Genomic DNA, 25,122 nt, shown 5'->3' with positions numbered 1-25,122 from the left:
TCGGCTGCCCCAAAGGCCTATAGGACGCTGAAATATTGGAGTTTTCCACGCTGCAAAAGGAACGCATTGACATTCCGGCCTTGCCCCACACATTTTGCACGACCATAACAGGCGCCCTATTCGTCGAGCGAGGTTTCCCTTTAAATGCCCGTAGTTGTTGTAGAATCTCCGGCCAAAGCAAAAACAATCAATAAATATCTCGGCCCCGACTACACGGTTCTGGCCTCCTATGGCCATGTGCGGGACCTGCCGCCCAAGGACGGATCGGTCGATACCGACCACGAATTTGAGATGAAGTGGGAGGTCGGCAACGACAGTAAAAAACACGTCAAGGCGATTGCCGATGCGCTGAAAGAAGACAACGCCCTGATCCTCGCAACCGACCCCGATCGCGAGGGGGAAGCGATCAGTTGGCACTTGCAGGAAGCGCTGACCAAGCGGCGCTCGATCAAGAAAGATACCCCAGTCAGCCGCGTGACCTTCAACGCGATCACCAAAGAGGCCGTCACCCAGGCGATGCAAAACCCGCGCGAGGTCGACATGCCTCTGGTCGAGGCCTATTTGGCCCGTCGCGCGCTGGACTATCTGGTGGGCTTCAACCTTTCGCCGGTTCTGTGGCGTAAATTACCCGGCGCGAAATCGGCTGGCCGGGTGCAATCTGTCTGCCTGCGGCTGATCGTCGAACGCGAGATGGAGATCGAAGCTTTCAAGCCGGTTGAATACTGGTCGGTCAAGGCCCTGTTCGAAACACCGCGCGGCCAGACCTACGAGGCGCGCCTGGTCACCTATGCCGGCAAAAAGCTGGACAAGCACGATCTGAAAGACGCGACACAGGCGGAGCTGGCTGTTCAGGCCATCACCAGCCGCGCGCTGAGTGTCACCTCGGTCGAGGCGAAACCTGCGGCACGCAACCCCAGCGCGCCCTTCATGACCTCAACCCTGCAACAGGAGGCCAGCCGCAAGTTCGGTATGGGTGCGCGGCACGCGATGCAAGTGGCGCAACGTCTCTATGAGGCAGGCTACATCACCTATATGCGAACTGACGGCATCGACATGGCCCCCGAAGCGGTCGCCGCCACGCGCGATGCGATCTCGGACCGTTTTGGCGCCGAATATGTGCCGGACAACCCGCGTATCTACAAGAACAAGGCCAAGAACGCGCAGGAAGCGCACGAGTGTATCCGCCCGACGGACATGACGCGCGATGCAAAAGAGCTGAAGGTGGCCGATGAAGATCAGCGCAAGCTCTACGATCTGATCTGGAAGCGCACGATTGCTTGCCAGATGGCTGCTGCGCGCCTGGAACGCACAACCGTTGAAATCGGTAGCGACGATGCTCAGGTCGGCCTGCGCGCGACCGGTCAGGTGGTGCTGTTTGACGGCTTTATGCGTGTCTACGAAGAGGGCCGCGACGATGTGGCAGATGACGACGAAAAGCGCCTGCCTCAGATCATGCAGGGCGATCCCGCGCGGTTTGCCAAGGACTCTCTGATTGGCCAATTCGAAAAGTCGACAGGTGAGGCTCAGGTCACAGAAGGCGCAAAAACCGCGAAAGAAGCAATTCTGTCCGAAAACGAAGCCGTTCTGGCGTTGCAGCACCACACCCAACCGCCTCCGCGCTATACTGAGGCCACACTCGTCAAGCGGATGGAGGAACTGGGGATCGGCCGTCCTTCCACTTATGCCTCAATCGTGACCACGATTCAGGACCGCGAATATGTGCGTAAGGACAAGAACCGCCTGATCCCCGAGGAAAAGGGCCGGATCGTTACGATCTTTCTGCTGAACTTCTTCCGCCAATACGTGGGCTATGAGTTCACCGCGAATCTGGAAGAAGAGCTGGACGACGTCAGCGCCGGCGATCGCGACTACAAGGATCTGCTTGGCAAATTCTGGCGCGATTTCTCGGCCGCGATTGGCGAAACGTCTGAGCTGCGCATCTCGGAAGTGCTGGATAAGCTCGACGAGGCGCTGGCTCCGCAATTGTATCCGCCTCGTGAGGACGGGTCGGACCCGCGCATTTGCCCGAAATGTGGGACGGGGCAACTACATCTGAAAACCTCTCGGACCGGCGGATTCGTGGGCTGCGGCAACTATCCGGAATGCACCTATACGCGCCCCATCGCGGGCGAAGGGGCCGAAGGGGATGAGCGTCTTCTGGGTGAGGATGCAGGCGACGAGATCTGGCTGAAATCCGGCCGGTTCGGTCCCTATGTCCAGCGCGGAGAGCCGACGCCCGAGAACAAGAAACCCCCGCGCGCCTCTCTGCCCCGTGGGTGGAGCAAGGATGACATGGACCTTGAGAAGGCCCTGACCCTGCTGTCCCTGCCCCGCCAAATCGGTGAACACCCCGAAGGCGGTATGATCAGCTCGAACTTCGGGCGGTTCGGGCCGTATATCATGCACCAACTGCCGGAAGAGGCGAAACCGGTCTACGTCAATGTCAAAGACCCCAATGACGTGTTCGAGATCGGCATGAACCGCGCCGTCGAGATGCTGGCAGAAAAACGCGCCAATCCGGGACGTGGTCGGCGCGCGGCGGCCGCCCCCCTCAAAGAGCTGGGCGAACATCCTGATGGTGGCGCCATGCAGGTTCTTGATGGGCGCTATGGGCCTTATGTGAAGTGGGAAAAGGTCAACGCCACTATTCCCAAAGACATCAAGCCCGAAGATGTGACGCAGGAAATGGCCATCGAACTGGTCAATGAACGCGCCGCAAAGAAAGGCACGAAGAAAAAGGCTGCCCCGAAGAAGAAGGCCGCCGCCAAGAAAACAACGAAGAAAACGGCGAGCTAGGGTTGGGTAGGTAGAAATACCACCAGCCCCTTGGATTCGTTGACTTCCCCCTGACGCGGCGGCACAACCTGCCCATCACCATGTCATTGGGGGAGTTTTCCATGAAGAAAATCTATGCCAATGCCTCTGACGCGCTCGACGGAGTGCTGTCGGATGGCATGATGATCGCGGCGGGCGGTTTCGGCCTGTGCGGCATCCCGGAACTGCTGCTTGAGGCGATCAAGGACTCGGGCGCTCAGGACCTGACCTTTGCTTCAAACAATGCGGGTGTCGACGATTTCGGCATCGGCATCCTGCTGCAAACCAAGCAGGTCAAGAAAATGATCAGCTCATACGTCGGCGAAAACGCGGAATTCATGCGTCAGTACCTGGCCGGAGAGCTTGAGCTGGAATTCAATCCGCAGGGCACTCTGGCCGAACGGATGCGCGCAGGTGGCGCAGGCATCCCCGGCTTCTATACCAAAACCGGCGTGGGCACTGTGATCGCCGAGGGTAAGGAACACAAAGACTTCAACGGCGAGACCTACATTCTGGAAGAAGGCATCTTTGCCGATCTGGCCATTGTCAAAGCATGGAAGGCCGATGACACCGGCAACCTGATCTTCCGCAAGACCGCCCGGAACTTCAACGTGCCTGCGGCGACTTGTGGCAAAATCTGCATCGCCGAAGTCGAAGAGATTGTCCCCCGAGGCTCAATGGACCCGGATGCGATCCACCTGCCGGGCATCTATGTGCATCGGATCATTCAGGGCGATCACGAAAAGCGCATTGAACAGCGCACCACCCGTAAGAAGGAGGAAGCATAATGCCTTGGGATCGGAACCAGATGGCCGCCCGTGCGGCGCAAGAGCTTGAAGACGGCATGTATGTGAACCTCGGCATCGGTATTCCGACGCTGGTGGCAAACTATGTGGGCGACAAGGACATCACCCTGCAATCCGAGAATGGTATGCTGGGTATGGGCCCCTTCCCGTTCGAAGGCGAAGAAGACCCCGACCTGATCAACGCGGGTAAGCAAACCATCACTGAGCTGTCGCGCACCGCATATTTCGACAGCGCGACCTCGTTCGCGATGATCCGGGGCGGCAAGATCGCTGCGGCGGTACTGGGCGCGATGGAAGTGGATGAAGAAGGCGACCTGGCCAACTGGATGATTCCCGGCGTTCTGGTCAAAGGCATGGGCGGCGCGATGGACCTCGTGGCTGGTGTCGGCCGCGTGATCGTTGTGATGGACCACACCAACAAACACGGCAAATCCAAGCTGCTGAAGAAATGCACCCTTCCGCTGACCGGGAAAAAGGTGGTGAATCGCATCATCACCAACCTCGGGGTTCTGGATGTGGTTGAGGGTGGCCTGAAGATCGTCGAGATCGCTGAAGGCGTCACCGAAGACGAGATCCGTGCCGCAACCGAGGCGAACATCGTCAACTAGACCAAGATCAGGGCCTGCTGATATAGGCAGGCCCTAGTTCAGCGTCTGGAATACGCACCCATCCGAGGCATAGACCGGCGGCGTTGCGCAGAGCGCACGCGCGACCTGAAAAGCCGCAAGCACCTTGGGCACGTAGTCCCGCGTCTCTGCATAGGGAGGCACACCGCTGTGTTTGCGAACGGCCCCCTCTCCGGCATTATACCCGGCAAGCGCCAATATCGGGTCATTGTCGAACTCACCCATCAGCCAATCCAGATATTTGACCCCACCCGAGATATTCTGTGAGGGCTGGAAGCTGTCCTGCACGCCAAACCGCTCGGCTGTTGCGGGCATCAGCTGCATCAATCCCTGCGCCCCGGCCGAGCTGACCGCGTCGGCCCGCCCAGCCGATTCCACCGAGATAACCGCCAGCACCAGTGCAGGCGAAACATTGGTGCCAATGGTCGAGCGTAGGATATCGCGGCCCTGATTTTTCACGATGCCCTGCAGGGTCTGCAAACGGGGTGTCGAGACGCTTGTAGCGGCCAGGGCGTTGATCGCCGAATCCAGCCTACCTGGTCCGGCTTGTGCCAGTTCGGGAGAGATCTTCTCCCAAAAGGCTTTATAGGCGCCTTTCGGCGGCGCTTTGGTCGCGACTACGGGGGCGTCCTCCGCCGGCGGCACTTTGGCGCGTTTGATGACCTCGGGGACCGCAAGCTCAGATCCGGTGCTGGGCGCCGAGGGGCGGGCTGCATGTTCTTCGGAGGTAATCCGAATGTTAACCTTGGGCCGCTGACCCGGCTGAGGCGCCTTGATCCTTTTATAGACACCACGCGGTTCGACCTGATCCGAGCGCACGGTGTCTGGCGTGCATACCAGAAACGCCAATACGCCGGCGCATGCAACTGCGTCCCGGAGATTCATTTGCCTGCCTCATGTTTTCGTTTTGATTGATTTGAACCTCGAATCTTCGCGTAAAGCCAGAAAAACCAAGCAAATTGGGGCAGTTTCGCCTCATTTGCCGCAAATTTGCATCGCTAAAAGACGACCCCAAACAACCAGATTTGTTTTTTTACATTTATTTTCAATATCTTAAAAACTAAATAACCAAAAAGTTAGGCATCGGGCGAATTTTTCCCTGTTTGGCCCAATTCCTGCCACGCACAACAGGCAAACATAGATGCATACCGAGACGATCGGGAGCGGACTGAGAGAGGAAGCTCTGAAAGACGCCGAGGTTTAGAATACTTTTTTAGATCCTTTAGGAGGGACGTAACATGATCAAGTTCATCAAGAACTTCCGCAAAGACGAAGACGGCGCAGTAACAGTTGACTGGGTTGTTCTGACCGCAGCAGTCATCGGCCTGGCAGCCGTTGCATACCAGCAAATCGAAGGCGGCGCGACCAGCCTGGCGGACGACGTAGACACCGCGCTGAGCACCGCTACTGTTTCGACTGGCGACAACACCAACGCAGGCGGCATCACCGCAGCAGGCTCTGCGACCGGCACCGACGAATAATTTAGCTTACAGCTAAGTTGCTAGGCCGCACCAAGATCTTGGTGCGGCTTTTCTTTTTGAGGTAAATACACCCAAAGTCTACAAGGCGCTATTTTAACAAGCGCTTTTTGTCACCGTCAAAAATGAGTTTTTGTTCCGTGACCAATGCGAAAGCAGTGGCAATTTGGCATGACCTCCTTTTTCTGGCCCAATTTCCGCCATCCACGTCAGCTAAAACTGTATGGATCGAATTATCTGCACTTGGGCTGGCAATGGCTTGGGTAGAAGAGGCTCTTGGAAGGACGACACATGAAACAGTTTCACAACCGCTTTGCGAAAAGCGAAGAGGGCGCAATCACGGTTGATTGGGTCGTCTTGGTTGCTTTGATCATCGGACTCAGCTCTGCACTCATACTTGTGATGAGGACCGGAATGGACAATTTCGGTGGAAACGTGGACCAAGCCTTGTCAACGGCGACAGTCAGCACTGGTGACAATGACAACGCTGGCGGCATCACTTCAGCCGGAACTGTAAACGGCGAATGATATCTTTGAACTAAAAATCGTGCGCCTGTGACAGTTTGCAACGAGTTTTCTGTCCGGCGCGCGATTGCTTTGACGTCAGAGATTTGTGCGCGAGCGTCGCAGATGAACAGAAAAGTTTTTGCATCGAAAAACGCTTTTGCCCCAGATTTCGACACAATTCCCCGTTAAACAGGTCGCTGTTTCAGAACTTCTTGTTGGGCGCAAATTGCCCAACTAGCACAGAAAGAGGTGTATGTATGCGAGCGATATTCGGACTTGTCCTGATTGTCGGACTAGCTCTGGCCGGTGGTGCTGTCTACATGGCGCAGAACTATATCTCTGCTTATCAACAGGAACTCGCACGCGAACGGCAAGCAGCAGCCGCCGCGTTAGAGGCCGCCGCGGCAGAAAACGCTGCGATCGAAGTGATTCCAACCGTAGGTGTTATTGTATCAAATCGAACCCTGAAATACGGAGAACGCCTGGCAGAAGACGACGTGCGCGTCGTTGAATGGCCAGAAAACGCGATCCCGGAAGGCAGCTTTACCGACCTTGCGGTTCTTTTCCCCGAGTCAGGCAGCAAAGATCGTTTCGTTCTTCGCACAATGGAAAAAGATGAAGCGCTGATGGAGGTCAAAATCACTCAGCCCGGCGAAGGGGCGGGTCTGACGTCTCAGCTGGACAAAGGTATGCGCGCTTTCGCTATTCGGGTTGATGTGGCTTCGGGCGTTTCCGGTTTCTTGCGCCCCGGAGATTTTGTGGACGTGTACTGGACCGGTTCGCGTCGTGGGACAACCGCCGAAGCGGATGGCGAGATCACCCGCCTGATCCAGCCCCGGGTTGAACTTATCGCCGTTGACCAGATCGCAGGAACGGACGTGACTGGAACAACCATCGCGCGAACGATCACCGTTGCAGTCACACGTGAACAGGTTGCTGTACTTACGCAAGCGCAAAACACGGGCAGACTGACTCTGGCGCTTGTCGGGATTGAAGATGAAACGGTGTCGTCAGAAGTCATCGAAATCGATCAACGCGCGTTGCTGGGTGTCGTCGAGGAAGAAGCCGCCCCCGTCCCTGAACGTGTGGAGCAACAAGTTTGCAAGACGCGCATTCGTCGCGGTAACAGCGAAGTTGCCGATAGTGTGATCGCCTGTACAAACTGACGCCTATTCAGGACGTTACACCTGCTGAGCCGCGCATTTTGCGCGGCTCATTTGATTCCTATGTTGCCAATTGCCCACATAAGGAAACTTCCAGAAACCCTTGATTATTGCAATAAATTCCGTTTTCGCGCAGAGTTTCGCCTATAGGGCATAAGACCCATAAAAACGAGGCGTGATCGGAGAGGCAGGTCACATGAAAATACGTTCCTGGATCAGCGCAACCCTGCTGGGGTTGTCGCTCGTTGTTAGCCCAGTCGGCGATGCCGCTTGGGCCGAAACTCTTCGCGTGGTGAAGAAGGGCACAGTGGAAACGCTGGAAGTACCTGTAAACCGCGCGATCGTTGTTGAAAGTGAAGAGCCGTTTGCCGAACTGAGTATCGCGAATGCCGGTATTGCCGACATCTCGTCGCTTTCAGAGCGAACGATCTATGTCTTGGGCAGAGCACCCGGCCTAACTACTCTTACACTGTTCGATGGGGCCGGTATGCTTTTGGCGAATGTCCGCGTACGCGTGTCCCCTGACGTGACTGAATTTAAAGAGCGTCTGAGGCAGATCTTGCCAAACGAACAAATCGAAGTGCGTACTGCGAACGACGGCATCGTCTTGTCCGGCACGGTTTCAGGAGCGGCCAAGCTAGCCCGCGCATTGGAGCTAGCCGAACGCTATGCCCCCGACCGGGTCTCGAACCTGATGTCGGTCGGCGGTGTGCAGCAGGTCATGCTGAAGGTTCGCTTTGCCGAGATGAACCGCTCGGTCGCAAAGAACCTGTCGACATCTCTTGGCTTTGGAGGCGGCGACGTCACAGCCGGTTTCAACACCCTAAACACGCAAGGTGCGTTGAACAATGCGCTGGCCAATAACATTCCGATCGCGCAAGCAAATACGGGTGCAATTCTGTTCGGTTTTGGCGCCGGTTCGACCCAAGTTAGGCTACTGCTTGAGGCACTCGAAACCAAAGGTCTTGCGCGTACGCTCGCCGAACCGAACCTATCCGCTCTGTCCGGTCAGCAGGCAACGTTCCTCGCCGGTGGTGAGGTCCCGATTCCTGTGCCAGCAGATGACGGTGTTGTCGCGATCGAATACCGCGCGTTCGGTGTTGAAATCGACTTCATTCCGCGCGTAGTCGACGGTGATCTTATCAACTTGGAACTTGGTACAGCGGTATCGAGTATTGATACGTCTTCGGACTTTACGATTAACGGCGATTCGGTCCCAAGTTTCATTACCCGCCAGACCTCAACAACAATTGAGCTGCGCGACGGTGAAAGCTTTGCGATCGCAGGCCTGATTCAGGATGACTTCACGGATCTGAGCAATCAGGTGCCATGGTTGGGCGACGTTCCTGTTCTGGGCGCCCTGTTCCGCAGCGCACAGTACCAGCGAGAACAAAGTGAGTTGGTTATCATCATCACCGCGCACTTGGTCTCACCGACCCGTGGGGAAACGCTTGCTTTGCCGACAGATCGAGTAAAACCCCCCAGTGAGTTTGATCTGTTTATCAACGGTCGCGTTGCTCGGACCGAGCGCGCAGGCGCAGGTGGCGCATCGGAAGTCGCCAAGCAAGATTTTGGCAGTTCTTACGGCTATATTCTGGATTGATGAGGAGGTTAGGACCAATGAAAACGTTGATACTCACCTTAGGTCTTTCGGTCGCAGTTACCGCATGTACACGCGAAGCCGGGTATGAAATTGATGCGGGAACCTTTGGCAACGCGACGCTGAACAATTCGCAGGTCATGAACGGTGAGCTGACATACGCTCAGATTCTGAGCCGCCGGTTCGCCGCTGAAGTCCCCAGCCAAGTGAACTTTGCCTTCAACAGTTCACAGCTCGATGCGTCGGCCCAACGTATTCTGTTGCAGCAGGCGGATTGGATCAAACAATTCCCTGAAGCACGGTTCCGTGTGTATGGCCACACGGACGCAGTGGGCTCAGCCAGCTATAACAAGAGCCTTGGCTTGCGTCGGGCACAGGCTGTTGTGTCCTTCTTTGCCCAACAGGGAATCTCGCGGTCTCGATTAGAGGCGGTGGTTTCTTTCGGCAAAACGCGCCCATTGGTTGCTACAACGAACCGCGATCGCCGGAATCGCCGGACAGTGACCGAGGTTTCGGGCTTTGTGGATCGCGCACCACAAACGCTGGACGGCAAGTATGCTGATGTCATCTATCGCGAATACGTCGAAAGCGCAGCTTCCGGTTCTACAGTCGAACAAGTCGACGCAACTGGCGGCGGCGGTGGATAATCCCATCTGAACGGGCGACATCGTCGCCCGTTTCCCTACAATTGGTTCTTTTGCGCCAAATTCTCGCCCAACTTCCAAGCGACATTGTGAACAATAGGGTGACCTGCGGCCAAAATTGACCGCATTGGGGCGACAGCAAATCTACCCGAGCGTACACGTTCGCATGAAATGCCAAGCCCTCTCTACGAGGATTGTGTATATGAGTAGCGCGACGCCGCAAGACAACGACTCGGGAATTCTGGCCTGCACGATCAGCCGGGACGTCCAAAACTTCGATCTGCTGATCGAAGACATGGAAACAATTCTGGGTGAGCGTTGGGGCGATCTTGGCTTTGCCGAAGCTCTCGCGTTTTTCAGCCAACCTGAGGCAGAAACACTGGAATTCGTTGCCCTGGCCATTGATGGTGAAGATGAAGACAACCTCTCGTTGATGGGCGAAATCATCACCCAGGCAAAAGACAAGAAGATCAAAGTGGTGCTTATTGCCGAGGACGTGACCCCCGCCTCGCTACACCAGCTTTTGCGCAAAGGCGCGGATGAATTTGTCCCTTACCCGCTTCCCGAAGGCGAACTGAACGAAGCGATCGAGCGAATGAACAAGCCCGATCCTGTGGTTGCAGCACAAGCAGCCGCTGCCACTCTGACCAGTGGCGAATCAAAAGAAGGCGCTCTGTTCGTTGTACAAGGTCTGGCGGGCGGCGTTGGTTCCACGACACTGGCTGTGAACCTGGCCTGGGAACTAGCCACAATCTCGGACAAGGACGCACCTTCTGTCTGTCTGATCGACCTGGATCTGCAATACGGCACGGTTTCGACCTATTTGGACCTGCCACGCCGTGAAACCGTGTTCGAGATGCTGTCCGACACAGCGTCAATGGATGATGAGGTCTTCTCGCAAGCCCTTCAAAGCTATGAAGAAAAAATGCAGGTTTTGACGGCCCCATCCGACATGGTGCCGTTGGATTTGATCACACCCGAAGACATCCAGCGCGTGATAGATACGGCGCGTAAGCATTTTGACTACGTGATCGTGGACATGCCCAAGACATTGGTTTTGTGGTCAGAAACCGTTCTTCAGGCCGCTCATGTTTATTTCGCCATGATCGAGCTGGACATGCGCTCGGCTCAGAACGCATTGCGTTTGAAACGCGCCTTGCAGGCCGAAGAGCTGCCGTTCAACAAATTGCGCTTCGCCCTAAATCGGGCCCCCAAGTTCACCGATCTAAACGGCAAGGGGCGCATAAAACGTATGGGCGAAAGTCTCGGAATTTCAATCGACCTGCAATTGCCCGATGGGGGCAAGCCGGTGATGCAAAGCGGCGATCATGGCCTGCCATTGGCCAGTTCGGCCGCTAAAAACCCGCTGCGTCGCGAAATTGCCAAGCTTGCAAAGTCGCTCCACAGCCTCGGCAGCAACGACGCCGAGGCCGCATAATACAACCCTAAGGGAAGAGCCGCCATGTTTTCCAGATATAAGAAAGCGTCTGATGCGCAGCCGGTCGAAACTCCGGCCAAAGCGCCCGAAGCGGCCCCCGCAGCGCCAACGGCAACAGCAGTTGCACGCAAGCCCGTTCAGAAGAAAACTGGCGAAGTCACGAGCGCCGACCGCGACCGCAAACGGAAAGAGCGCCTGAGTGAGATCAAGATTGAGCTGCACCGGGAGCTTCTGGAAAACCTGAACCTCGCCGCCCTTGAAAACGCGGGTGAGGCCGAGCTTCGCACTGAGATCAGCGCGATTGCCAGCGAGGTACTGGAAGCCAAAAGCATCGTGCTGAACCGCGACGACCGCGCGCAGCTGAACAAGGAACTTTACGACGAGGTCACAGGCCTCGGCCCACTTGAGGCCCTGCTTCGCGACGACACGGTCAACGATATTCTAGTGAACGGCCCACAACAGATTTTTGTCGAACGTGCGGGTAAGCTTGAAATCAGCGATATCACGTTCAAAGACGAAAAACACCTAATGCGGATTATCGACAAGATCGTGTCCGCAGTGGGTCGTCGTGTTGACGAATCCAACCCTTATGTCGACGCCCGTTTGGCCGATGGCTCGCGTTTCAACGCGATGGTCCCTCCGATCGCTGTTGACGGCTCGCTGGTGTCGATTCGTAAGTTCAAAAAAGACAAGCTGGGTATCGATGATCTGGTCAATTTCGGCGCGTTCACCGAAGAAATGGCCGCCTATCTTCAAGCCGCCGTTTCGACACGCCTGAATATCATCGTCTCGGGCGGTACGGGTTCCGGTAAAACGACTACTCTGAACGCGCTTTCGAGCTTTATTGACGACGCTGAACGTATCTTGACCATCGAGGATACGGCGGAACTTCAACTTCAGCAGACTCACGTCGGCCGGATGGAAAGCCGCCCGCCAAACGTTGAAGGAAAAGGTGAGGTCAGCCCCCGCGATTGTCTGAAAAACGCCCTGCGGATGCGTCCCGACCGCATCATCGTGGGTGAGACTCGTGGCGCCGAGGTGATCGACATGCTGCAGGCGATGAACACCGGCCACGACGGCTCAATGACCACAATCCACGCAAACTCGGCAAGGGATGGTATCTCGCGTCTCGAGAACATGATCGCGATGGCGGGGATCGAAATGCCGATCAAGGCGGTTCGCAGCCAGATCTCAAGCGCTGTGAACTTGATCGTTCAGGCCAGCCGTCTCCAGGATGGCTCGCGCCGCATGACCTCGATCACCGAAATCACCGGGATGGAAGGCGATGTGATTTCGATGCAAGAAATCTTTCGTTTCCAACGCGTTGGCCTGACACCCGATAACAAAATCATCGGTCACTTCACCGCCACCGGCGTGCGCAGCCACTATTCCGAGCGCTTCCGCCTGTGGGGCTTTGACCTGCCCTCGTCCATCTACGACCCAACCACAATGTAGGAGATTACGACATGCAATTGCCTATGGAGGCTCTCATCTATGTCGCCATCTTCGTGGGCGTTCTTGCCCTGGTGGAAGGCATCTATCTTGTGGCGTTCGGCAAATCCATCAGCCTGAACAGCCGGGTCAACCGTCGTCTGGACATGCTCGACAAGGGCGCGGGCCGCGAGCAAGTTCTGGAACAGCTGCGCAAGGAAATGCAGCAGCATATGAAAACGCAGAGCATCCCTCTGTATTCGCTGCTTGCTGACAAGGCCCAAAAGGCCGCCATCGCGTTCACGCCAAGACAACTGATCATGATCATGGGTCTTGTTTCGGCTTTTGCCTTTGTTGGCTTGAGTATTGGCACGGCAACTGAAACTGTGCTGCGCGCGGCTATTTCGATCGCCATCGGTGTTGGTGGCGTCTTCATGTGGGTCAGTAGCAAAGCCAAAAAACGCATGAGCATGATCGAAGAACAACTGCCCGACGCAGTCGAGCTTATGGTCCGCTCACTGCGCGTCGGTAACCCTTTCGTGTCTTCAATTCAGATCGCTGCAAACGAAGTTCAGGACCCCCTTGGAACCGAATTTGGTGTAATTGCAGATGAGTGCGCCTATGGTCGTGACGTGGGCGAGGCCCTCAAAGACATGGCAGAGCGACTGGACATGCAAGACTTGCGCTTTCTAGCGGTCGCAGTTGGCATCCAGCAGCAGTCAGGTGGTAACCTGGCCGAAATTCTGGCTGGATTGGCCCAGGTGATCCGTGCACGTTTCCGCCTGTTCCGCCGTGTCAAGGCAATCACCGCGGAGGCGCAATGGTCCGGCAAATTCCTTTCGGGATTCCCGTTGTTCTGTCTGGTCTTTATTTTGGTAAAATCGCCAGACTACTATGACGAAGTTCTTGACCACCCCTGGTTTATCCCATGCTGTTTCATCGTTGGCATCATGCTGACACTGAACCTGATCGTTATGAAAATGATCACCAACATTAAGGTTTGAGGTCTGTGTCATGGAATTTCTAGCCTCCATCAATGATACTTTGGCGCAGCACCTGGGAGAGTTCGGCCCCCTGATCGTGGTCGGTGTACTCGGCGTGGTTCTGGTAGCCGTGGCGGTTCTGTTGATGCTGAACCAGCCTGAGGATCCCCTCAAAAAACTTCAACGTTCGAACGCCCCGCCAAAAACGCCGAAGAAATCCAAAAAGGATCAACTGCGTCAAAGCGGTCGAAACGAGCAGCTGGAAAAGTTTGCGACTTTCCTTGAGCCCAAAAGCGAAGAAGAGCTGTCGGCCATTCAGCTAACAATGCGTCAAGCGGGGTATCAATCCAAGGACGCGGTCCGGTTCTTTCACTTCGCTCAATTCGCTCTGGGTATCCTGGGTATTCTCCTCGGAGTTGTATGGGTCACGGTATTTGCTGGCGATCAGGAGTTCACTGGAACCCAATTGTTGATCCGTGTTCTGGTTCCGGGCGGGATTGGGTATTTCATACCGAAATACTGGATTACTCGTCGCGTTGAAGAGCGACGTGAAGCCATTACATCTGCCTTTCCGGACACGTTGGACTTGATGCTGGTCTGCGTGGAAGCCGGTCAGTCCCTCGACCAAGCGATCGTGCGCGTTGCATCGGAAATGAAAAGCTCTTACCCGGAGATTGCGCAGGAATTCGAAGTCGTTGCCTATGAAATGAAAGCTGGTAAGGACAAGGATACGGTATTGCGTGACTTTGGAACGCGCTGCGGCGTTCAGGATGTGAGAGCGTTTGTGACCGTGATGATCCAATCAGCCACGTTTGGTACCTCTATTGCTGAGGCTCTGCGTGTTTATGCTGCCGAAATGCGTGACAAACGTGTGATGCGTGCAGAAGAAGCCGCAAACAAGTTGCCTACCAAGATGACTCTGGTCACAATGACCCTAACGGTACCGCCTCTATTGATAATTCTGGTGGGGCCTTCTGCAAGCGTCATTTCGAACTTCGGAGGATGATGTAACTTCGATGCTCCCAGAAAAAGGCTGTGCCTTGCTTAGGCTTCGCCGAAGTTTTCAGGCCATCATGGTTTTCGCCATGGTGGCCTCTTGCACGGAAGGGAGCCTGTCGGATGACCTCGATGCGCCGGGTATAGATCCGACGGGACAAGCCGAAGACAACATCACCGTAGGAAACCGCCTGATGGCCGCCGGAGAATATGAGCTGGCCCTCGACAGCTTTACCCGCGCCGCGCTGGAACAAGGGATGACGCCGCAGGTTCTGACCTCATTGGGAACGGCAAATCTGGGGCTGCGTCGTTTGGGGCAGGCCGAAACCCTTCTGCGCCGCGCGGTCGAGGATGACACGGACTGGCCCATCGCCTGGAACAATTTGGGTGTCCTGCTGATGGAGACGCGACAATACCCCGAAGCGGAACAGGTGTTTCGACGGGCGTTTGCCTTGGACAATGGCGAAAGTGACGCAATCCGCGACAATCTTCGCTTAGCTATCGCAAAAATGGAAAATCCTGTTAATAATACTGACCAAGAACAAGAATATACGCTGGAGCAGCTAGGCGACGGGCAATTTTCGCTACGCAAAATCCAGTAATCGAGGCAAGAGCAGTAAAAGGACGCAAAAATGCGCCAACAATTCTTGATTCCGTCACTCGTGGTCACTGGGTTGATCCTGTCCGCCTGTGCAAAAGAAACCGAAGAGGAAAAGGTTGAACGTACGTTTCAGGAAGTGAACGTCATTGACGAAACCAACCTGAACGACGTGCTTCTGACCGCGGCCGACCCCAACGAGGCGGTCACCTATTTCCACAATGCCGCCGCCAAAAACCCCGACCGGATCGACCTGCAGCGCGGGCTTGCGATCTCGCTGGGTCGCGCCAAACGCTCGACCGAGGCGGCCGCCGCGTGGAAACGCGTGACGACCATGAACGGCGCCAATGCGGCCGACCGGGTCGAATACGCGGATGCGCTGGTGCGCAATGGGGATTGGAACACGGCCCACACCGTTTTGAACTCGGTCCCCCCGACTCATGAGTCGTTCAAGCGCTACCGGCTTGAAGCCGTCGTCGCGGATTCCCGCAAGGAATGGAAACGCGCCGATCACTTCTATGAAACGGCCGTGGGCCTGACCACGCGCCCGGGTGGTGTGATGAACAACTGGGGCTATTCCAAGCTGACCCGCGGACAATATGCTGAGGCCGAACGCCTGTTCACCGAGGCCGTCCGCCAGGACAAGAGCCTGTTTACAGCCAAGAACAATCTGGTTCTGGCCCGGTCGGCGCAGGGGAATTACAGCCTGCCGGTGGTGCCCATGACACAGGTTGAACGCGCCCGGCTGTTGAATACGATGGCAATTTCTGCGGTGAAACAAGGGGATACGACAACTGGCAAGAACCTCCTCCGCGAGGCGATTGCGACCCATCCCCAGCATTTCGATGAAGCCGTCCGCTCGCTTCGCGCGCTCGAGGAAAGCTGACACATGGCGATACCGGCCTATGCGGCAGCATGGTTTCTGCCCTTTGTGCTGCCGATCTGCTTTTACGTCGCGTTCACGGATATGCGTGAAATGAAGATAAAGAACCACGCCGTCTCGGCGCTGGTTCTGGTCTATGTCGTCATTGGGCTGTTTGTGCTGCCTCCGTGGTCGACGGGACTGATTGGAGGGCAGATCGGCCCTCTTGGTATCGCATTGCCTATCTATGTCTGGCAATTCCTACACATATTCATCGTTCTCCTCGCCGGAATCATCCTGAACGCCGCCGGAGCGATGGGCGCGGGCGATGCCAAATTTCTGGCCGCAGCCGCTCCGTTCATCTGGTTCGCAGATATGATTCTACTCATGGCTATTCTGATGGCCTGTACTTTGGGGGCCGTAGCGACCCACCGTTTGGCCAAGCACACAAGGCTTCGCACGATTGCCCCACATTGGGAGAGCTGGGACAAAGGCAAAAAGTTCCCGATGGGGCTGGCCCTGTCCGGTTCGCTTGCCATGTATCTGATTCTTGGGACTGTTCTCGGATCGTAAACTATCATCTGCGCGCCTTGTCACTGCCTTGGTCCCGCCACAAAGCTGCGCCAGATTTCACACAACTGGCCCGCTTTGGGGCTTTTGGTGTGACATCAGAACAGACGAGTCCCGCTCATGAATATGCAGACCTCCGCAGTTATGGCGCCCCCAGCCCCGAAGGGTTTGGGTGAAATGCAGCTCCCGCTGGTGATGATGCGGGACATTTTGCTGAAGACGATCTTTCGCAAGAACGCCAGCACCGTGACCGAAGTGGCCGAGGCCGTCTGCCTGCCCGGTTCTGTCACGCAGGAACTGATCGACATTGCGCGTGACCAAAAACTGCTTGAAGCCACAGGCACCCTTAACGCCAATAGTGGCAATGAAATGGGCTATCAGCTGACCGACGCTGGCAAGGCCCGAGCATTGGACGCTCTAAGCCAGTCGGAGTATTTCGGTGCGATGCCCGTACCACTGGATGTGTATCGCGAGCAGGTCAAACGCCAGTCGATCCGCAATATTCAAGTCACGCGAGACCAGCTGACCAATGCGATGGGCCATCTGGTTTTGCCCGACAGCCTGCTGGATCACCTCGGCCCCGCGGTCAGCGCGGGCCGCTCGATCCTGATGTATGGCCCTCCGGGGAATGGTAAGTCCTCGATCTCGAACGGTATTCGCGACGCGTTGGGTGACAATGTCTATGTCCCCTACGCCATCGAGTATGCCGGTCAGGTAATCACCGTTTATGATCCAATCGTACATACTGCGATTGAACAGGAGCCTGACGACCCCAACAGCCTGCGCCGCCGCAAGAGGTTCGATTCGCGCTATGTTCAGTGCGAGCGCCCAACCGTGGTGACCGGTGGTGAATTGTCGCTGAGCATGCTGGACTTGGTCTACAACCCCACCGCGCGGACTTATCAGGCCCCGCTGCAGCTGAAATCGACCGGCGGTATCTTTATCGTGGACGACCTTGGACGACAGGCCGAACCCCCTCAGGCCCTCGTCAACCGCTGGATTGTTCCGCTGGAAGAGAACAAGGATATCCTCGGTCTGCAATCGGGTGAAAAGTTCGAGGTTCCCTTCGACACGCTGGTGATCTTCTCGACCAACTTCCACCCGAATGAGATCTTCGACCAGGCGGCCCTGCGCAGAATCTTCTTCAAGATCAAGATTGATGGTCCTAACCAAGAGAACTTCCTGAAGATCTTCGCCATGGTCGCCCGCAAACGCGGAATGCCGCTGGATGAGGCCGCGTTGGTGCATCTGTTGAAGGTGAAATACCCGACCATCGACAACATCTATGCGAACTACCAGCCGATCTTCCTGATCGACCAGATGATCTCGATCTGTGAGTTCGAGGGCATTCCTTATCAGATGAGCCCCGACCTGATCGACCGCGCCTGGGCCAACATGTTCGTCAAAGACGAGAAAATCGTCAAATAACGTCGTGCCATTTCCGGGATGACAGAGGTAGTCTGCGCACATGACGCAGATTCCCGCCTGGATCGGCACTTGGTTCAGCACCAAGGGCTGGACCATCCACCCTCATCAGCAGGACATGTTCGACCGGGCGCAAGACCCGGCCACTTTGCTGATTGCACCCACTGGCGGCGGCAAAACGATGGCGGGGTTTCTGCCCTCATTGGCCGAGCTTTCGGATGGTGTGCAAAGCGGGTTGCATACGATCTACGTGTCGCCCCTCAAGGCCCTTGCAGCAGACATCAAACGGAACCTGCGCACGCCCGTGGAAGAGATTGGCTTGCCCATCCGCATCGAGGACCGCACCGGCGATACCTCAGCCACGCAGAAAAAACGCCAGCGCGCCGACCCGCCGCATATCCTACTCACCACGCCTGAGAGTCTGGCTCTGCTGACCTCATATGAGGACGCTCCGCGCATGTTTGATGGGGTGCAGCGTTTGATCGTCGATGAAATCCACGCTTTGGCCGAAAGCAAACGCGGGGATCAACTGATGTTGGCGCTGGCGAGGCTCCAGACTTTGTGCCCGAACATGCGCCGTGTGGGCTTGTCAGCCACGGTCGAGGACCCTCAGGCCATTGCCCGCTTTCTGGCCCGTCACCCCGACCCGTGTCAGATCATTCAAGCCGACCCCGGCCCTGATCCCGACATCGCGATGCTGGAAACGGCCGAGATGCCGCCATGGTCGGGCGGAGGCGCGGCCTATGCGATCCCGGCAGTGCTGGACCAAATCCGCCAACACAAGACGACTCTGATCTTCCACAACACCCGCGCGCAGGCCGAGATTTTCTTTCACAATCTGTGGCTTGCAAACGAGGACAGCCTGCCCATCGGAATCCATCACGGCAGTCTGGATCGCCAGCAACGCGAGAGGGTCGAGGCCGCCATGGTCCGAGGTGATCTGCGCGCCATCGTCTGCACCGGCTCCCTCGATCTAGGCATCGACTGGGGTGACGTTGATCTGGTCATCCAGATCGGCGCGCCAAAGAACGTCAAACGGCTGGTGCAGCGAATCGGACGGGCAAATCACCGCTACAACGCGCCGTCCAAAGCCTTGCTGGTCCCTGCCAACAGGTTTGAGGTGGTCGAATGCGTGGCCGCCCTTGAGGCCGCAAAAGCCCATGATCTGGACGGAGAGCCGCGCGGCGCAGGCCCCCGAGACGTGCTGTGCCAACATATTCTGATCGCAGCCTCCGCGGGGCCATTCAATGCAGATGCACTGTTTACCGAGATGACCTCGGCCGGGCCGTTCGCGCAATTGACCCGGCCCGAGTTTGACGACTGTCTCGATTTCTGCGCGACCGGCGGCTATGCCCTGCGGGCCTACGACCGATGGCAACGGTTGCAGCAACGCTCAGACGGTTTGTGGCAGCTACGAGACCCCCGCGCTGCAGCCCGCATTCGGATGAACCTCGGCACCATTCAGGACAGCGATACCCTGAAAGTTCGCCTGAAACGCAGTCGGGGCGGCAAGCCGCTGGGCGAGGTTGAGGAAGCCTTTGCAGCCACTCTGACCCCCGGCGACACCTTCCTGATCGGTGGTCAGATCGTGCGCTACGAAGGCCTGCGCGAGCTTGTGGTCGAAGTCAGCCGCCGTGCCGACAAGAAGCCCAAGATCGCCACGTTTGCGGGGACCAAGTTCGCTACTTCAACGCAGTTGAGCGACCGTATCCTGCGCATGTTCGCGCAGGCCGACTGGCCTCAGCTGCCGCAACACACGGCCGGCTGGCTGAAGTTGCAGCGGCATGTCTCTCGCCTGCCCCAACGCAACCGCCTGCTGGTCGAGAGCTTTCCCAGCGACGGGCGCGAGCATATTTGTGTCTACGGCTTCGCCGGACGCAACGCGCAACAAACCTTGGGCCTACTCCTCACCAAGCGGATGGAGGAAACAGGCCTTGCCCCTCTCGGATTTGTTGCGACCGACTACGCGACCCTGATCTGGGGATTGGATGCCGTGACCGATCCAACGCCTCTGTTTCGGCTTGATGCGCTGCGCGACGGGTTGGACACATGGCTGGCGGGCAATGCCGTCATGAAACGCACCTTTCGCGCCTCGGCCACCATCGCGGGCCTGATCGAGCGCAACACCGGCGGGCAACGCAAAAGCGGGCGGCAAGCCACGTTTTCGTCAGATATCCTCTACGATACGCTACTGAAATACGACCCCGACCACCTTTTGATGCAGATCACCCGAGAAGAAGCGATGCGCGGCCTCGTCGATTTTGGCCGGATCGAGGCGATGGTGGAACGGATTGGCGACCGCATTGATCTGGTTCGGCTGGACCGCGTATCGCCTCTGGCCGCGCCCTTGTTCCTTGAAGTTGGAAAAATCCCGGTCAAAGGGGTCGCCGAAGAACGCTTGCTGGCAGAAGAAAGCGCGCGATTGCTGCAGGCGGCCGGGCTGGATACGCTCTGATCCACCTTGCGCGGGCACGCAAAACGCGCGAAGAACGTTCCATGAACAAGACTGAGTTTTCCTTTGCCGGGCAGAACCTGAGCGCCCTACCCTCAGGCGCATTGTGGTGGCCCGAGCGGCAATTGCTGTGTGTCTCCGACCTGCATCTCGGCAAATCCGAACGCATGGCCCGGCGCGGTGGCGCGATCCTGCCGCCTTATGAGAGTCAGGACACGTTGGACAGGCTGGCCAAAGATCTGGAGTTTACGCGGGCCGCAACCGTAATCTGCCTGGGAGACAGCTTTGATGATCTGGATGCCTCTCTATCGCTTCCCAGCGCCGAGAGGCTGCGCATTGCCACCCTGCAAGCCGGGCGTCGCTGGATCTGGATCGAAGGCAATCACGATCCCGGCCCGGTGGAGCTCGGCGGCACGCATCTGGCCGAGTGGAACTGCGCCACACTCACCTTTCGCCATATCGCGCAGTCCGAGGCAAAAGGCGAGATTTCGGGTCACTATCACCCAAAGGCCACGCTGCGCGCGCGTGGCCGCAGCATTACACGCCCGGCTTTTCTGTTCGATTCAAATCGTCTGATCCTGCCCGCCTTTGGCACCTACACAGGCGGGTTGCGCAGCTCGGATCAGGTTTTGACTGGTCTGATGGGACCGAAGGCATTGGCAATCCTAACGGGCCCTAAACCGCAGATGATCCCAATGCCTCGCTGAGACGGAAGGACGTCGTGCAGCGCCTCAGATCAGGCCGTCCTCTTCCAGCATCGGCCGGTACTTACGGCTGACCGGAACAAGATCGCCATTGACGAGACGCAGGAAGATCTTGCCCTCGGACCGTACACCACCCGCCACAGCCTCATCGCACACCCAATGCGACCGGTGCGAGCAATGGCCTGCAACAGGCTCCATCTCGTCTATGGCATCGGTAAAGCGTGAGCGGATCGTAAAAGTCCCCTCGGAGGTAACGACGTCCACATTGTGGTCACGCACGGTCAGGCGGTAGAACTCACCCTGAAAACTCTCGGGCAGACGGCGCGCGAGCCGTGGCATAGGCTTTAGCTCAGGCTCGGCTTCGACCTGGCCATCATGCCATTCAGCCCGACGCACCAGCAACAGGCCTGTGGCAAACAATATACCGTAACTGGCAACAGTCGCCATCTCGGGCGCCATATGACCACCCCAGGTGAACAGCAACCACGCCATTAGCCAGAGGGTCGGAGTGAACATCATAAGAATCACGACCGCATAGGCCAGATCGCGCGCAGGCAACTGCTCCAAAACCTGGTGTCGTTCAATCACACTCCGGGCGCCCCAAATGGCGGCCAATGCCAACACCATAACACCGGCCCAGAACAGCAAACGCAGGGGAAAAGACAGCTCTGCGGCCAGAAATGGAGGGAATACGTAGGCAAGCAAAGGCAGGAAAACAACACCTGCGACCACCCGCTGTGGAGTGCAATGAGAACGCAATAGCCCGATGTTTAACGTCATACTTACAGAACAGCGGCCCAAGACCCAGTCAGGACATCTTGGACGGCCACGGTATTTACTCGGCAACTGACTGGGAAATAACGGATATCATGAATTGAGGTCCTGTAAAACACAATTCATGCATGGGTTTGGGCGCAGGCCGCTGCTCCGGCCCGCGTCTCGTCAGGGTCGGACCGCTAAGAGCGATCCGACACGATAGTGATCAGGCTGTCAGGCCTTCGGGCTCTGGCAGGCCGTTGGCACGGCAGCACGCGGTCAGAGTGTTGGCCAGCAGGCAGGCGATGGTCATCGGACCCACGCCACCCGGAACCGGAGTGATCGCGCCCGCACGCTCAGCGGCGCTGGCGTAGTCGACGTCACCGACCAGCTTGTTTTTGCCGTCACGCTCAATGCGGTTGATGCCAACGTCGATCACGGTCGCGCCTTCTTTGATCCAGTCACCCGGAACCATCTCAGGGCGGCCTACGGCGGCCACAACGATGTCAGCGCGGCGCACGACGTCCGGCAAGTCCTTGGTGCGCGAATGCGCTATGGTTACGGTGCAGCTGTCACCCAGCAGCAGTTGCGCCATCGGCTTACCCACGATGTTCGAGCGGCCAATCACAACCGCATCCATACCCGACAGCGAACCGTGATAGTCGCGCAGCATCATCAGGCAGCCCAGAGGGGTACAGGGAACCATCGATTTCTGACCGGTGCCCAGCAGGCCAACATTCGAGATGTGGAAGCCATCGACGTCTTTGGCCGGGTCGATCGAGTTGATCACCAGGTCTTCGTTCAGGTGCTTGGGCAGAGGCAGCTGCACCAGAATACCGTGAACCGCAGGATCGTTGTTCAGCTCGTCGATCAACGCCAGCAGGTCCTCTTCCGAGGTGTCGGCGTCCAGCTTGTGCTCATAGGAGTTCATGCCGACCTCAACGGTCTGTTTACCCTTTGAGCGTACATAAACCTGGCTTGCAGGGTCTTCGCCCACCAGAACCACGGCCAAACCGGGCGTGATGCCGTTTTCTTCTTTCAGCTTTGCAACCTGATCGGCCACTTGCGCGCGCACTTTCGCCGCAAAGGCTTTGCCGTCGATAACCTGGGCTACCATCCTGTGATCCCTTCTTTCCAAAAACGGATCGGGCGCAGAGCGCCCGGGTGTTCAGTCGGGTCCAATCACACGCTCTTCGCGGGCAATCGACCAATCAATCAAAATGCGCCAAAGCTTTTCGGCCAGATCCGGGTCCATCCCCAACTGATCCGAGCTTGCGCGCACACGTTGCACCACCTCTTCGACACGGTCCGGGATTCGGGCCGGAAGGCCTTCGCCTGGCTTCAACTGCGAGGCGCGATCGATATATCCCGCGCGCGTCACCAACATCTCGATCAGTTGGCGGTCCAGCTTGTCGATCTGAACGCGCAAGTCCTGCATCGTCTCACAGTCTTGCGGCGGTGTCAGAGTGGGCATCGTGATCTCCTCATGGCCCGGGGTGTAATCCCCGGACCACGAGATGGTTTAAAAATCGGCTTAGAACAAGCCCTCAATCTGACCTTCTTCGTTGAGACGGATTGTCTCAGCGGCAGGTTTGCGCGGCAGACCCGGCATGGTCATGATCTCACCGCAGACAACCACGATGAAGCCAGCACCTGCGGACAGACGAACTTCACGTACCGGAACCGAGTGGCCGGTCGGTGCGCCACGCAGGGTCGGGTCGGTCGAGAAGGAGTACTGGGTTTTCGCCATGCAGACTGGCAGGTTGCCATATCCGGCGGCTTCCCATTCCTTCAGCTGGTTGCGGATCTTGTTGTCTGCCAGAACCTCGTCCGCGCGGTAGATGCGCTTGGCGATGGTTTCGACTTTCTCGAACAGAGGCATGTCGTCGGGGTAGATCGGCGCGAAGTTCGCGGTGCCACCTTCAACGATTTCAACAACTTTCTCAGCCAGAGGCGCCGAGCCTTCTGAGCCAAGTTCCCAGTGACGCGACAGAACCGCCTCAACACCGTGATCGGCGCAGTAGCTCTTGACCGCTTCAACTTCGGCGTCGGTGTCGGTGACAAAGTGGTTGATCGCGACAACAACCGGCACACCGAAGGACTTCACGTTCTCGATGTGACGGCCGAGGTTGGCACAGCCAGACTGAACCGCGTCGACGTTTTCGGCACCCAGATCGGCTTTGGCAACGCCGCCGTTCATCTTCATAGCGCGCACGGTGGCAACCAGAACAACGGCCGACGGTGCGATGCCGGCTTTGCGGCACTTGATGTTCATGAATTTCTCGGCACCCAGGTCAGCACCAAAGCCCGCTTCGGTCACGACATAGTCAGCAACTTTCAGCGCGGTTTTGGTCGCGATGACCGAGTTACAGCCGTGCGCGATGTTTGCGAACGGGCCGCCGTGGACGAAGGCCGGGTTGTTTTCCAGCGTCTGCACCAGGTTCGGCTGCATGGCGTCCTTCAGCAGAACGGTCATTGCGCCTTCTGCCTTGATGTCGCGGCAGTAGACCGGGGTCTTGTCGCGGCGGTAAGCAACGATGATGTCGCCCAGACGCTTTTCCAGGTCTTTCAGGTCGTTTGCCAGACAGAGGATCGCCATAACTTCGGACGCAACGGTGATGTCAAAGCCTGCTTCACGCGGGAAGCCGTTCGACACGCCACCCAGAGAGGCCGTGATCTGACGCAGAGCGCGGTCGTTCATGTCGACCACACGACGCCATGCAACGCGGCGAACATCGATCTCAGCTTCGTTGCCCCAGTAGATATGGTTGTCGATCATCGCCGACAGTAGCGAGTGCGCCGAAGTAATCGCGTGGAAGTCACCTGTGAAGTGCAGGTTCATTTCTTCCATCGGAACAACCTGAGCGTAACCACCACCTGCAGCGCCGCCCTTCATGCCGAAGTTCGGGCCAAGCGAAGCTTCACGTATACAGATCATCGCGTTTTTGCCGATGCGGTTCAGGCCATCGCCCAGACCCACGGTGGTGGTGGTCTTGCCTTCACCCGCAGGGGTCGGGTTGATCGCGGTGACCAGGATCAGCTTGCCATCTTCGCGGTCCTGGACCGAGTTTATGAAGTCCTGGCTGACCTTCGCTTTGTCGTGGCCGTAAGGCAGCAGATCGGCGGATTCGATGCCGATCTTTGCGCCGATTTCCTGAATCGGCTTTTTGTTCGCTTCGCGCGCGATTTCGATGTCAGATTTGTAGCTCATTGGGCAGGGTCCCTGATTGAATGCCGTGCAAAACCGACGCGGCGCGTCGGTGCTGTGA

23 protein-coding genes are annotated in these 25,122 nt (G+C 57.2%); 18 read left to right on the top strand and 5 right to left on the bottom strand.

Annotated features, from left to right (window positions below):
- The first annotated feature begins 144 nt into the window (after positions 1 to 144).
- The 3 genes from topA to ACRZ95_RS07285 all read left to right on the top strand — a co-directional run bounded on the left by topA (position 145) and on the right by ACRZ95_RS07285 (position 4,228).
- Complete coding sequence (gene topA / locus ACRZ95_RS07295) at positions 145 to 2,796, top strand: type I DNA topoisomerase (RefSeq protein WP_170677061.1); 2,652 nt, start codon at positions 145 to 147, stop codon at positions 2,794 to 2,796.
- A gap of 101 nt (positions 2,797 to 2,897) precedes the next feature.
- The gene (locus ACRZ95_RS07290) at positions 2,898 to 3,602 is read left to right on the top strand and encodes a CoA transferase subunit A (RefSeq protein WP_170640390.1); all 705 of its coding nucleotides are present in this window, start codon (positions 2,898 to 2,900) and stop codon (positions 3,600 to 3,602) included.
- Positions 3,602 to 4,228: a CoA transferase subunit B gene (locus tag ACRZ95_RS07285; RefSeq protein WP_170554670.1), complete on the top strand. Its 627-nt coding sequence runs from the start codon at positions 3,602 to 3,604 to the stop codon at positions 4,226 to 4,228. Before ACRZ95_RS07290 ends, ACRZ95_RS07285 begins: the two co-directional genes overlap by 1 nt.
- Before the next feature lie 33 nt (positions 4,229 to 4,261).
- Here the strand turns inward: ACRZ95_RS07285 and ACRZ95_RS07280 are convergent, their stop codons facing one another.
- Positions 4,262 to 5,131 carry a lytic transglycosylase domain-containing protein gene (locus tag ACRZ95_RS07280; RefSeq protein ID WP_170677059.1) on the bottom strand — a complete coding sequence of 290 codons (870 nt, stop codon included), beginning with the start codon at positions 5,129 to 5,131 and terminating at the stop codon, positions 4,262 to 4,264.
- Positions 5,132 to 5,484: 353 nt separating this feature from the next.
- Here ACRZ95_RS07280 and ACRZ95_RS07275 point away from each other — a divergent pair, with 353 nt between their 5' ends.
- The 15 genes from ACRZ95_RS07275 (at position 5,485) to pdeM (ending at position 21,100) form a co-directional block, all read left to right on the top strand.
- Positions 5,485 to 5,727 (top strand): hypothetical protein, encoded by a 243-nt coding sequence (locus ACRZ95_RS07275; protein ID WP_170471960.1) that lies wholly within the window; start codon positions 5,485 to 5,487, stop codon positions 5,725 to 5,727.
- 288 nt (positions 5,728 to 6,015) lie between these two features.
- Entirely contained in the window at positions 6,016 to 6,252 is a 237-nt protein-coding gene (locus ACRZ95_RS07270) for a hypothetical protein (protein ID WP_170554673.1), read from the top strand.
- A gap of 236 nt (positions 6,253 to 6,488) precedes the next feature.
- Positions 6,489 to 7,397, top strand: coding sequence for a Flp pilus assembly protein CpaB (gene cpaB / locus ACRZ95_RS07265; RefSeq protein ID WP_170554675.1), 909 nt, complete (start codon positions 6,489 to 6,491; stop codon positions 7,395 to 7,397).
- 193 nt (positions 7,398 to 7,590) lie between these two features.
- Positions 7,591 to 8,997, top strand: coding sequence for a type II and III secretion system protein family protein (locus tag ACRZ95_RS07260; protein ID WP_170677057.1), 1,407 nt, complete (start codon positions 7,591 to 7,593; stop codon positions 8,995 to 8,997).
- 17 nt (positions 8,998 to 9,014) lie between these two features.
- Complete coding sequence (locus ACRZ95_RS07255) at positions 9,015 to 9,641, top strand: OmpA family protein (RefSeq protein ID WP_170471968.1); 627 nt, start codon at positions 9,015 to 9,017, stop codon at positions 9,639 to 9,641.
- A gap of 199 nt (positions 9,642 to 9,840) precedes the next feature.
- Positions 9,841 to 11,076 (top strand): CpaE/TadZ family protein, encoded by a 1,236-nt coding sequence (locus ACRZ95_RS07250; RefSeq protein ID WP_170471969.1) that lies wholly within the window; start codon positions 9,841 to 9,843, stop codon positions 11,074 to 11,076.
- Positions 11,077 to 11,100: 24 nt separating this feature from the next.
- Positions 11,101 to 12,531 carry a TadA family conjugal transfer-associated ATPase gene (locus ACRZ95_RS07245; protein WP_170677055.1) on the top strand — a complete coding sequence of 477 codons (1,431 nt, stop codon included), beginning with the start codon at positions 11,101 to 11,103 and terminating at the stop codon, positions 12,529 to 12,531.
- Between the two features lie 11 nt (positions 12,532 to 12,542).
- Positions 12,543 to 13,511 (top strand): type II secretion system F family protein, encoded by a 969-nt coding sequence (locus tag ACRZ95_RS07240; protein WP_170471973.1) that lies wholly within the window; start codon positions 12,543 to 12,545, stop codon positions 13,509 to 13,511.
- Positions 13,512 to 13,521: 10 nt separating this feature from the next.
- The gene (locus ACRZ95_RS07235; protein ID WP_170639316.1) at positions 13,522 to 14,496 is read left to right on the top strand and encodes a type II secretion system F family protein; all 975 of its coding nucleotides are present in this window, start codon (positions 13,522 to 13,524) and stop codon (positions 14,494 to 14,496) included.
- 10 nt (positions 14,497 to 14,506) lie between these two features.
- Positions 14,507 to 15,088, top strand: coding sequence for a tetratricopeptide repeat protein (locus tag ACRZ95_RS07230; protein WP_480554734.1), 582 nt, complete (start codon positions 14,507 to 14,509; stop codon positions 15,086 to 15,088).
- Positions 15,089 to 15,118: 30 nt separating this feature from the next.
- Positions 15,119 to 15,970: a tetratricopeptide repeat protein gene (locus ACRZ95_RS07225; RefSeq protein WP_170377835.1), complete on the top strand. Its 852-nt coding sequence runs from the start codon at positions 15,119 to 15,121 to the stop codon at positions 15,968 to 15,970.
- Between the two features lie 3 nt (positions 15,971 to 15,973).
- On the top strand, positions 15,974 to 16,519 hold the full coding sequence (locus ACRZ95_RS07220) for a prepilin peptidase (protein WP_170677053.1): 546 nt from the start codon (positions 15,974 to 15,976) through the stop codon (positions 16,517 to 16,519).
- A 117-nt stretch (positions 16,520 to 16,636) separates the two neighbouring features.
- The gene (locus tag ACRZ95_RS07215; protein ID WP_170471981.1) at positions 16,637 to 17,944 is read left to right on the top strand and encodes an ATPase; all 1,308 of its coding nucleotides are present in this window, start codon (positions 16,637 to 16,639) and stop codon (positions 17,942 to 17,944) included.
- 40 nt (positions 17,945 to 17,984) lie between these two features.
- On the top strand, positions 17,985 to 20,396 hold the full coding sequence (locus tag ACRZ95_RS07210; RefSeq protein ID WP_170677051.1) for a ligase-associated DNA damage response DEXH box helicase: 2,412 nt from the start codon (positions 17,985 to 17,987) through the stop codon (positions 20,394 to 20,396).
- A gap of 41 nt (positions 20,397 to 20,437) precedes the next feature.
- Entirely contained in the window at positions 20,438 to 21,100 is a 663-nt protein-coding gene (pdeM, locus tag ACRZ95_RS07205; protein ID WP_480554732.1) for a ligase-associated DNA damage response endonuclease PdeM, read from the top strand.
- 24 nt (positions 21,101 to 21,124) lie between these two features.
- On the opposite strand, the gene ACRZ95_RS07200 is transcribed toward pdeM, so the two are convergent.
- The 4 genes from ACRZ95_RS07200 to ACRZ95_RS07185 all read right to left on the bottom strand — a co-directional run bounded on the left by ACRZ95_RS07200 (position 21,125) and on the right by ACRZ95_RS07185 (position 25,064).
- Positions 21,125 to 21,877, bottom strand: a complete 753-nt coding sequence (locus tag ACRZ95_RS07200; RefSeq protein WP_170677047.1) for a LytTR family DNA-binding domain-containing protein — start codon at positions 21,875 to 21,877, stop codon at positions 21,125 to 21,127.
- A gap of 202 nt (positions 21,878 to 22,079) precedes the next feature.
- Positions 22,080 to 22,970, bottom strand: coding sequence for a bifunctional methylenetetrahydrofolate dehydrogenase/methenyltetrahydrofolate cyclohydrolase FolD (folD, locus tag ACRZ95_RS07195; RefSeq protein WP_170677045.1), 891 nt, complete (start codon positions 22,968 to 22,970; stop codon positions 22,080 to 22,082).
- Positions 22,971 to 23,021: 51 nt separating this feature from the next.
- Positions 23,022 to 23,327, bottom strand: coding sequence for a chorismate mutase (locus ACRZ95_RS07190; protein WP_170471991.1), 306 nt, complete (start codon positions 23,325 to 23,327; stop codon positions 23,022 to 23,024).
- Positions 23,328 to 23,387: 60 nt separating this feature from the next.
- Positions 23,388 to 25,064 (bottom strand): formate--tetrahydrofolate ligase, encoded by a 1,677-nt coding sequence (locus ACRZ95_RS07185; protein ID WP_170471992.1) that lies wholly within the window; start codon positions 25,062 to 25,064, stop codon positions 23,388 to 23,390.
- Positions 25,065 to 25,122 lie beyond the last annotated feature (58 nt).

The sequence above is a fragment of the Ruegeria sp. AI3 genome (assembly GCF_056541245.1).
The sequence above is the reverse complement of the archived record's forward strand: the minus strand, read 5'-3'. Positions and strand labels throughout refer to the sequence as shown.

Excerpts from the sequence above, each read along its gene's own strand:
- ACRZ95_RS07230 (WP_480554734.1), top strand. The coding sequence starts at position 14,507 with ATGCTCCCAGAAAAAGGCTGTGCCTTGCTTAGGCTTCGCCGAAGTTTT.
- ACRZ95_RS07285 (WP_170554670.1), top strand. The coding sequence starts at position 3,602 with ATGCCTTGGGATCGGAACCAGATGGCCGCCCGTGCGGCGCAAGAGCTT.
- ACRZ95_RS07190 (WP_170471991.1), bottom strand. The coding sequence starts at position 23,327 with ATGCCCACTCTGACACCGCCGCAAGACTGTGAGACGATGCAGGACTTG.
- ACRZ95_RS07210 (WP_170677051.1), top strand. The coding sequence starts at position 17,985 with ATGACGCAGATTCCCGCCTGGATCGGCACTTGGTTCAGCACCAAGGGC.
- ACRZ95_RS07215 (WP_170471981.1), top strand. The coding sequence starts at position 16,637 with ATGAATATGCAGACCTCCGCAGTTATGGCGCCCCCAGCCCCGAAGGGT.
- ACRZ95_RS07185 (WP_170471992.1), bottom strand. The coding sequence starts at position 25,064 with ATGAGCTACAAATCTGACATCGAAATCGCGCGCGAAGCGAACAAAAAG.
- ACRZ95_RS07255 (WP_170471968.1), top strand. The coding sequence starts at position 9,015 with ATGAAAACGTTGATACTCACCTTAGGTCTTTCGGTCGCAGTTACCGCA.
- ACRZ95_RS07225 (WP_170377835.1), top strand. The coding sequence starts at position 15,119 with ATGCGCCAACAATTCTTGATTCCGTCACTCGTGGTCACTGGGTTGATC.
- ACRZ95_RS07235 (WP_170639316.1), top strand. The coding sequence starts at position 13,522 with ATGGAATTTCTAGCCTCCATCAATGATACTTTGGCGCAGCACCTGGGA.
- ACRZ95_RS07220 (WP_170677053.1), top strand. The coding sequence starts at position 15,974 with ATGGCGATACCGGCCTATGCGGCAGCATGGTTTCTGCCCTTTGTGCTG.
- ACRZ95_RS07245 (WP_170677055.1), top strand. The coding sequence starts at position 11,101 with ATGTTTTCCAGATATAAGAAAGCGTCTGATGCGCAGCCGGTCGAAACT.
- pdeM (WP_480554732.1), top strand. The coding sequence starts at position 20,438 with ATGAACAAGACTGAGTTTTCCTTTGCCGGGCAGAACCTGAGCGCCCTA.
- ACRZ95_RS07280 (WP_170677059.1), bottom strand. The coding sequence starts at position 5,131 with ATGAATCTCCGGGACGCAGTTGCATGCGCCGGCGTATTGGCGTTTCTG.
- ACRZ95_RS07260 (WP_170677057.1), top strand. The coding sequence starts at position 7,591 with ATGAAAATACGTTCCTGGATCAGCGCAACCCTGCTGGGGTTGTCGCTC.
- ACRZ95_RS07275 (WP_170471960.1), top strand. The coding sequence starts at position 5,485 with ATGATCAAGTTCATCAAGAACTTCCGCAAAGACGAAGACGGCGCAGTA.
- cpaB (WP_170554675.1), top strand. The coding sequence starts at position 6,489 with ATGCGAGCGATATTCGGACTTGTCCTGATTGTCGGACTAGCTCTGGCC.
- ACRZ95_RS07250 (WP_170471969.1), top strand. The coding sequence starts at position 9,841 with ATGAGTAGCGCGACGCCGCAAGACAACGACTCGGGAATTCTGGCCTGC.
- ACRZ95_RS07290 (WP_170640390.1), top strand. The coding sequence starts at position 2,898 with ATGAAGAAAATCTATGCCAATGCCTCTGACGCGCTCGACGGAGTGCTG.
- ACRZ95_RS07240 (WP_170471973.1), top strand. The coding sequence starts at position 12,543 with ATGCAATTGCCTATGGAGGCTCTCATCTATGTCGCCATCTTCGTGGGC.
- ACRZ95_RS07200 (WP_170677047.1), bottom strand. The coding sequence starts at position 21,877 with ATGACGTTAAACATCGGGCTATTGCGTTCTCATTGCACTCCACAGCGG.
- folD (WP_170677045.1), bottom strand. The coding sequence starts at position 22,970 with ATGGTAGCCCAGGTTATCGACGGCAAAGCCTTTGCGGCGAAAGTGCGC.
- ACRZ95_RS07270 (WP_170554673.1), top strand. The coding sequence starts at position 6,016 with ATGAAACAGTTTCACAACCGCTTTGCGAAAAGCGAAGAGGGCGCAATC.
- topA (WP_170677061.1), top strand. The coding sequence starts at position 145 with ATGCCCGTAGTTGTTGTAGAATCTCCGGCCAAAGCAAAAACAATCAAT.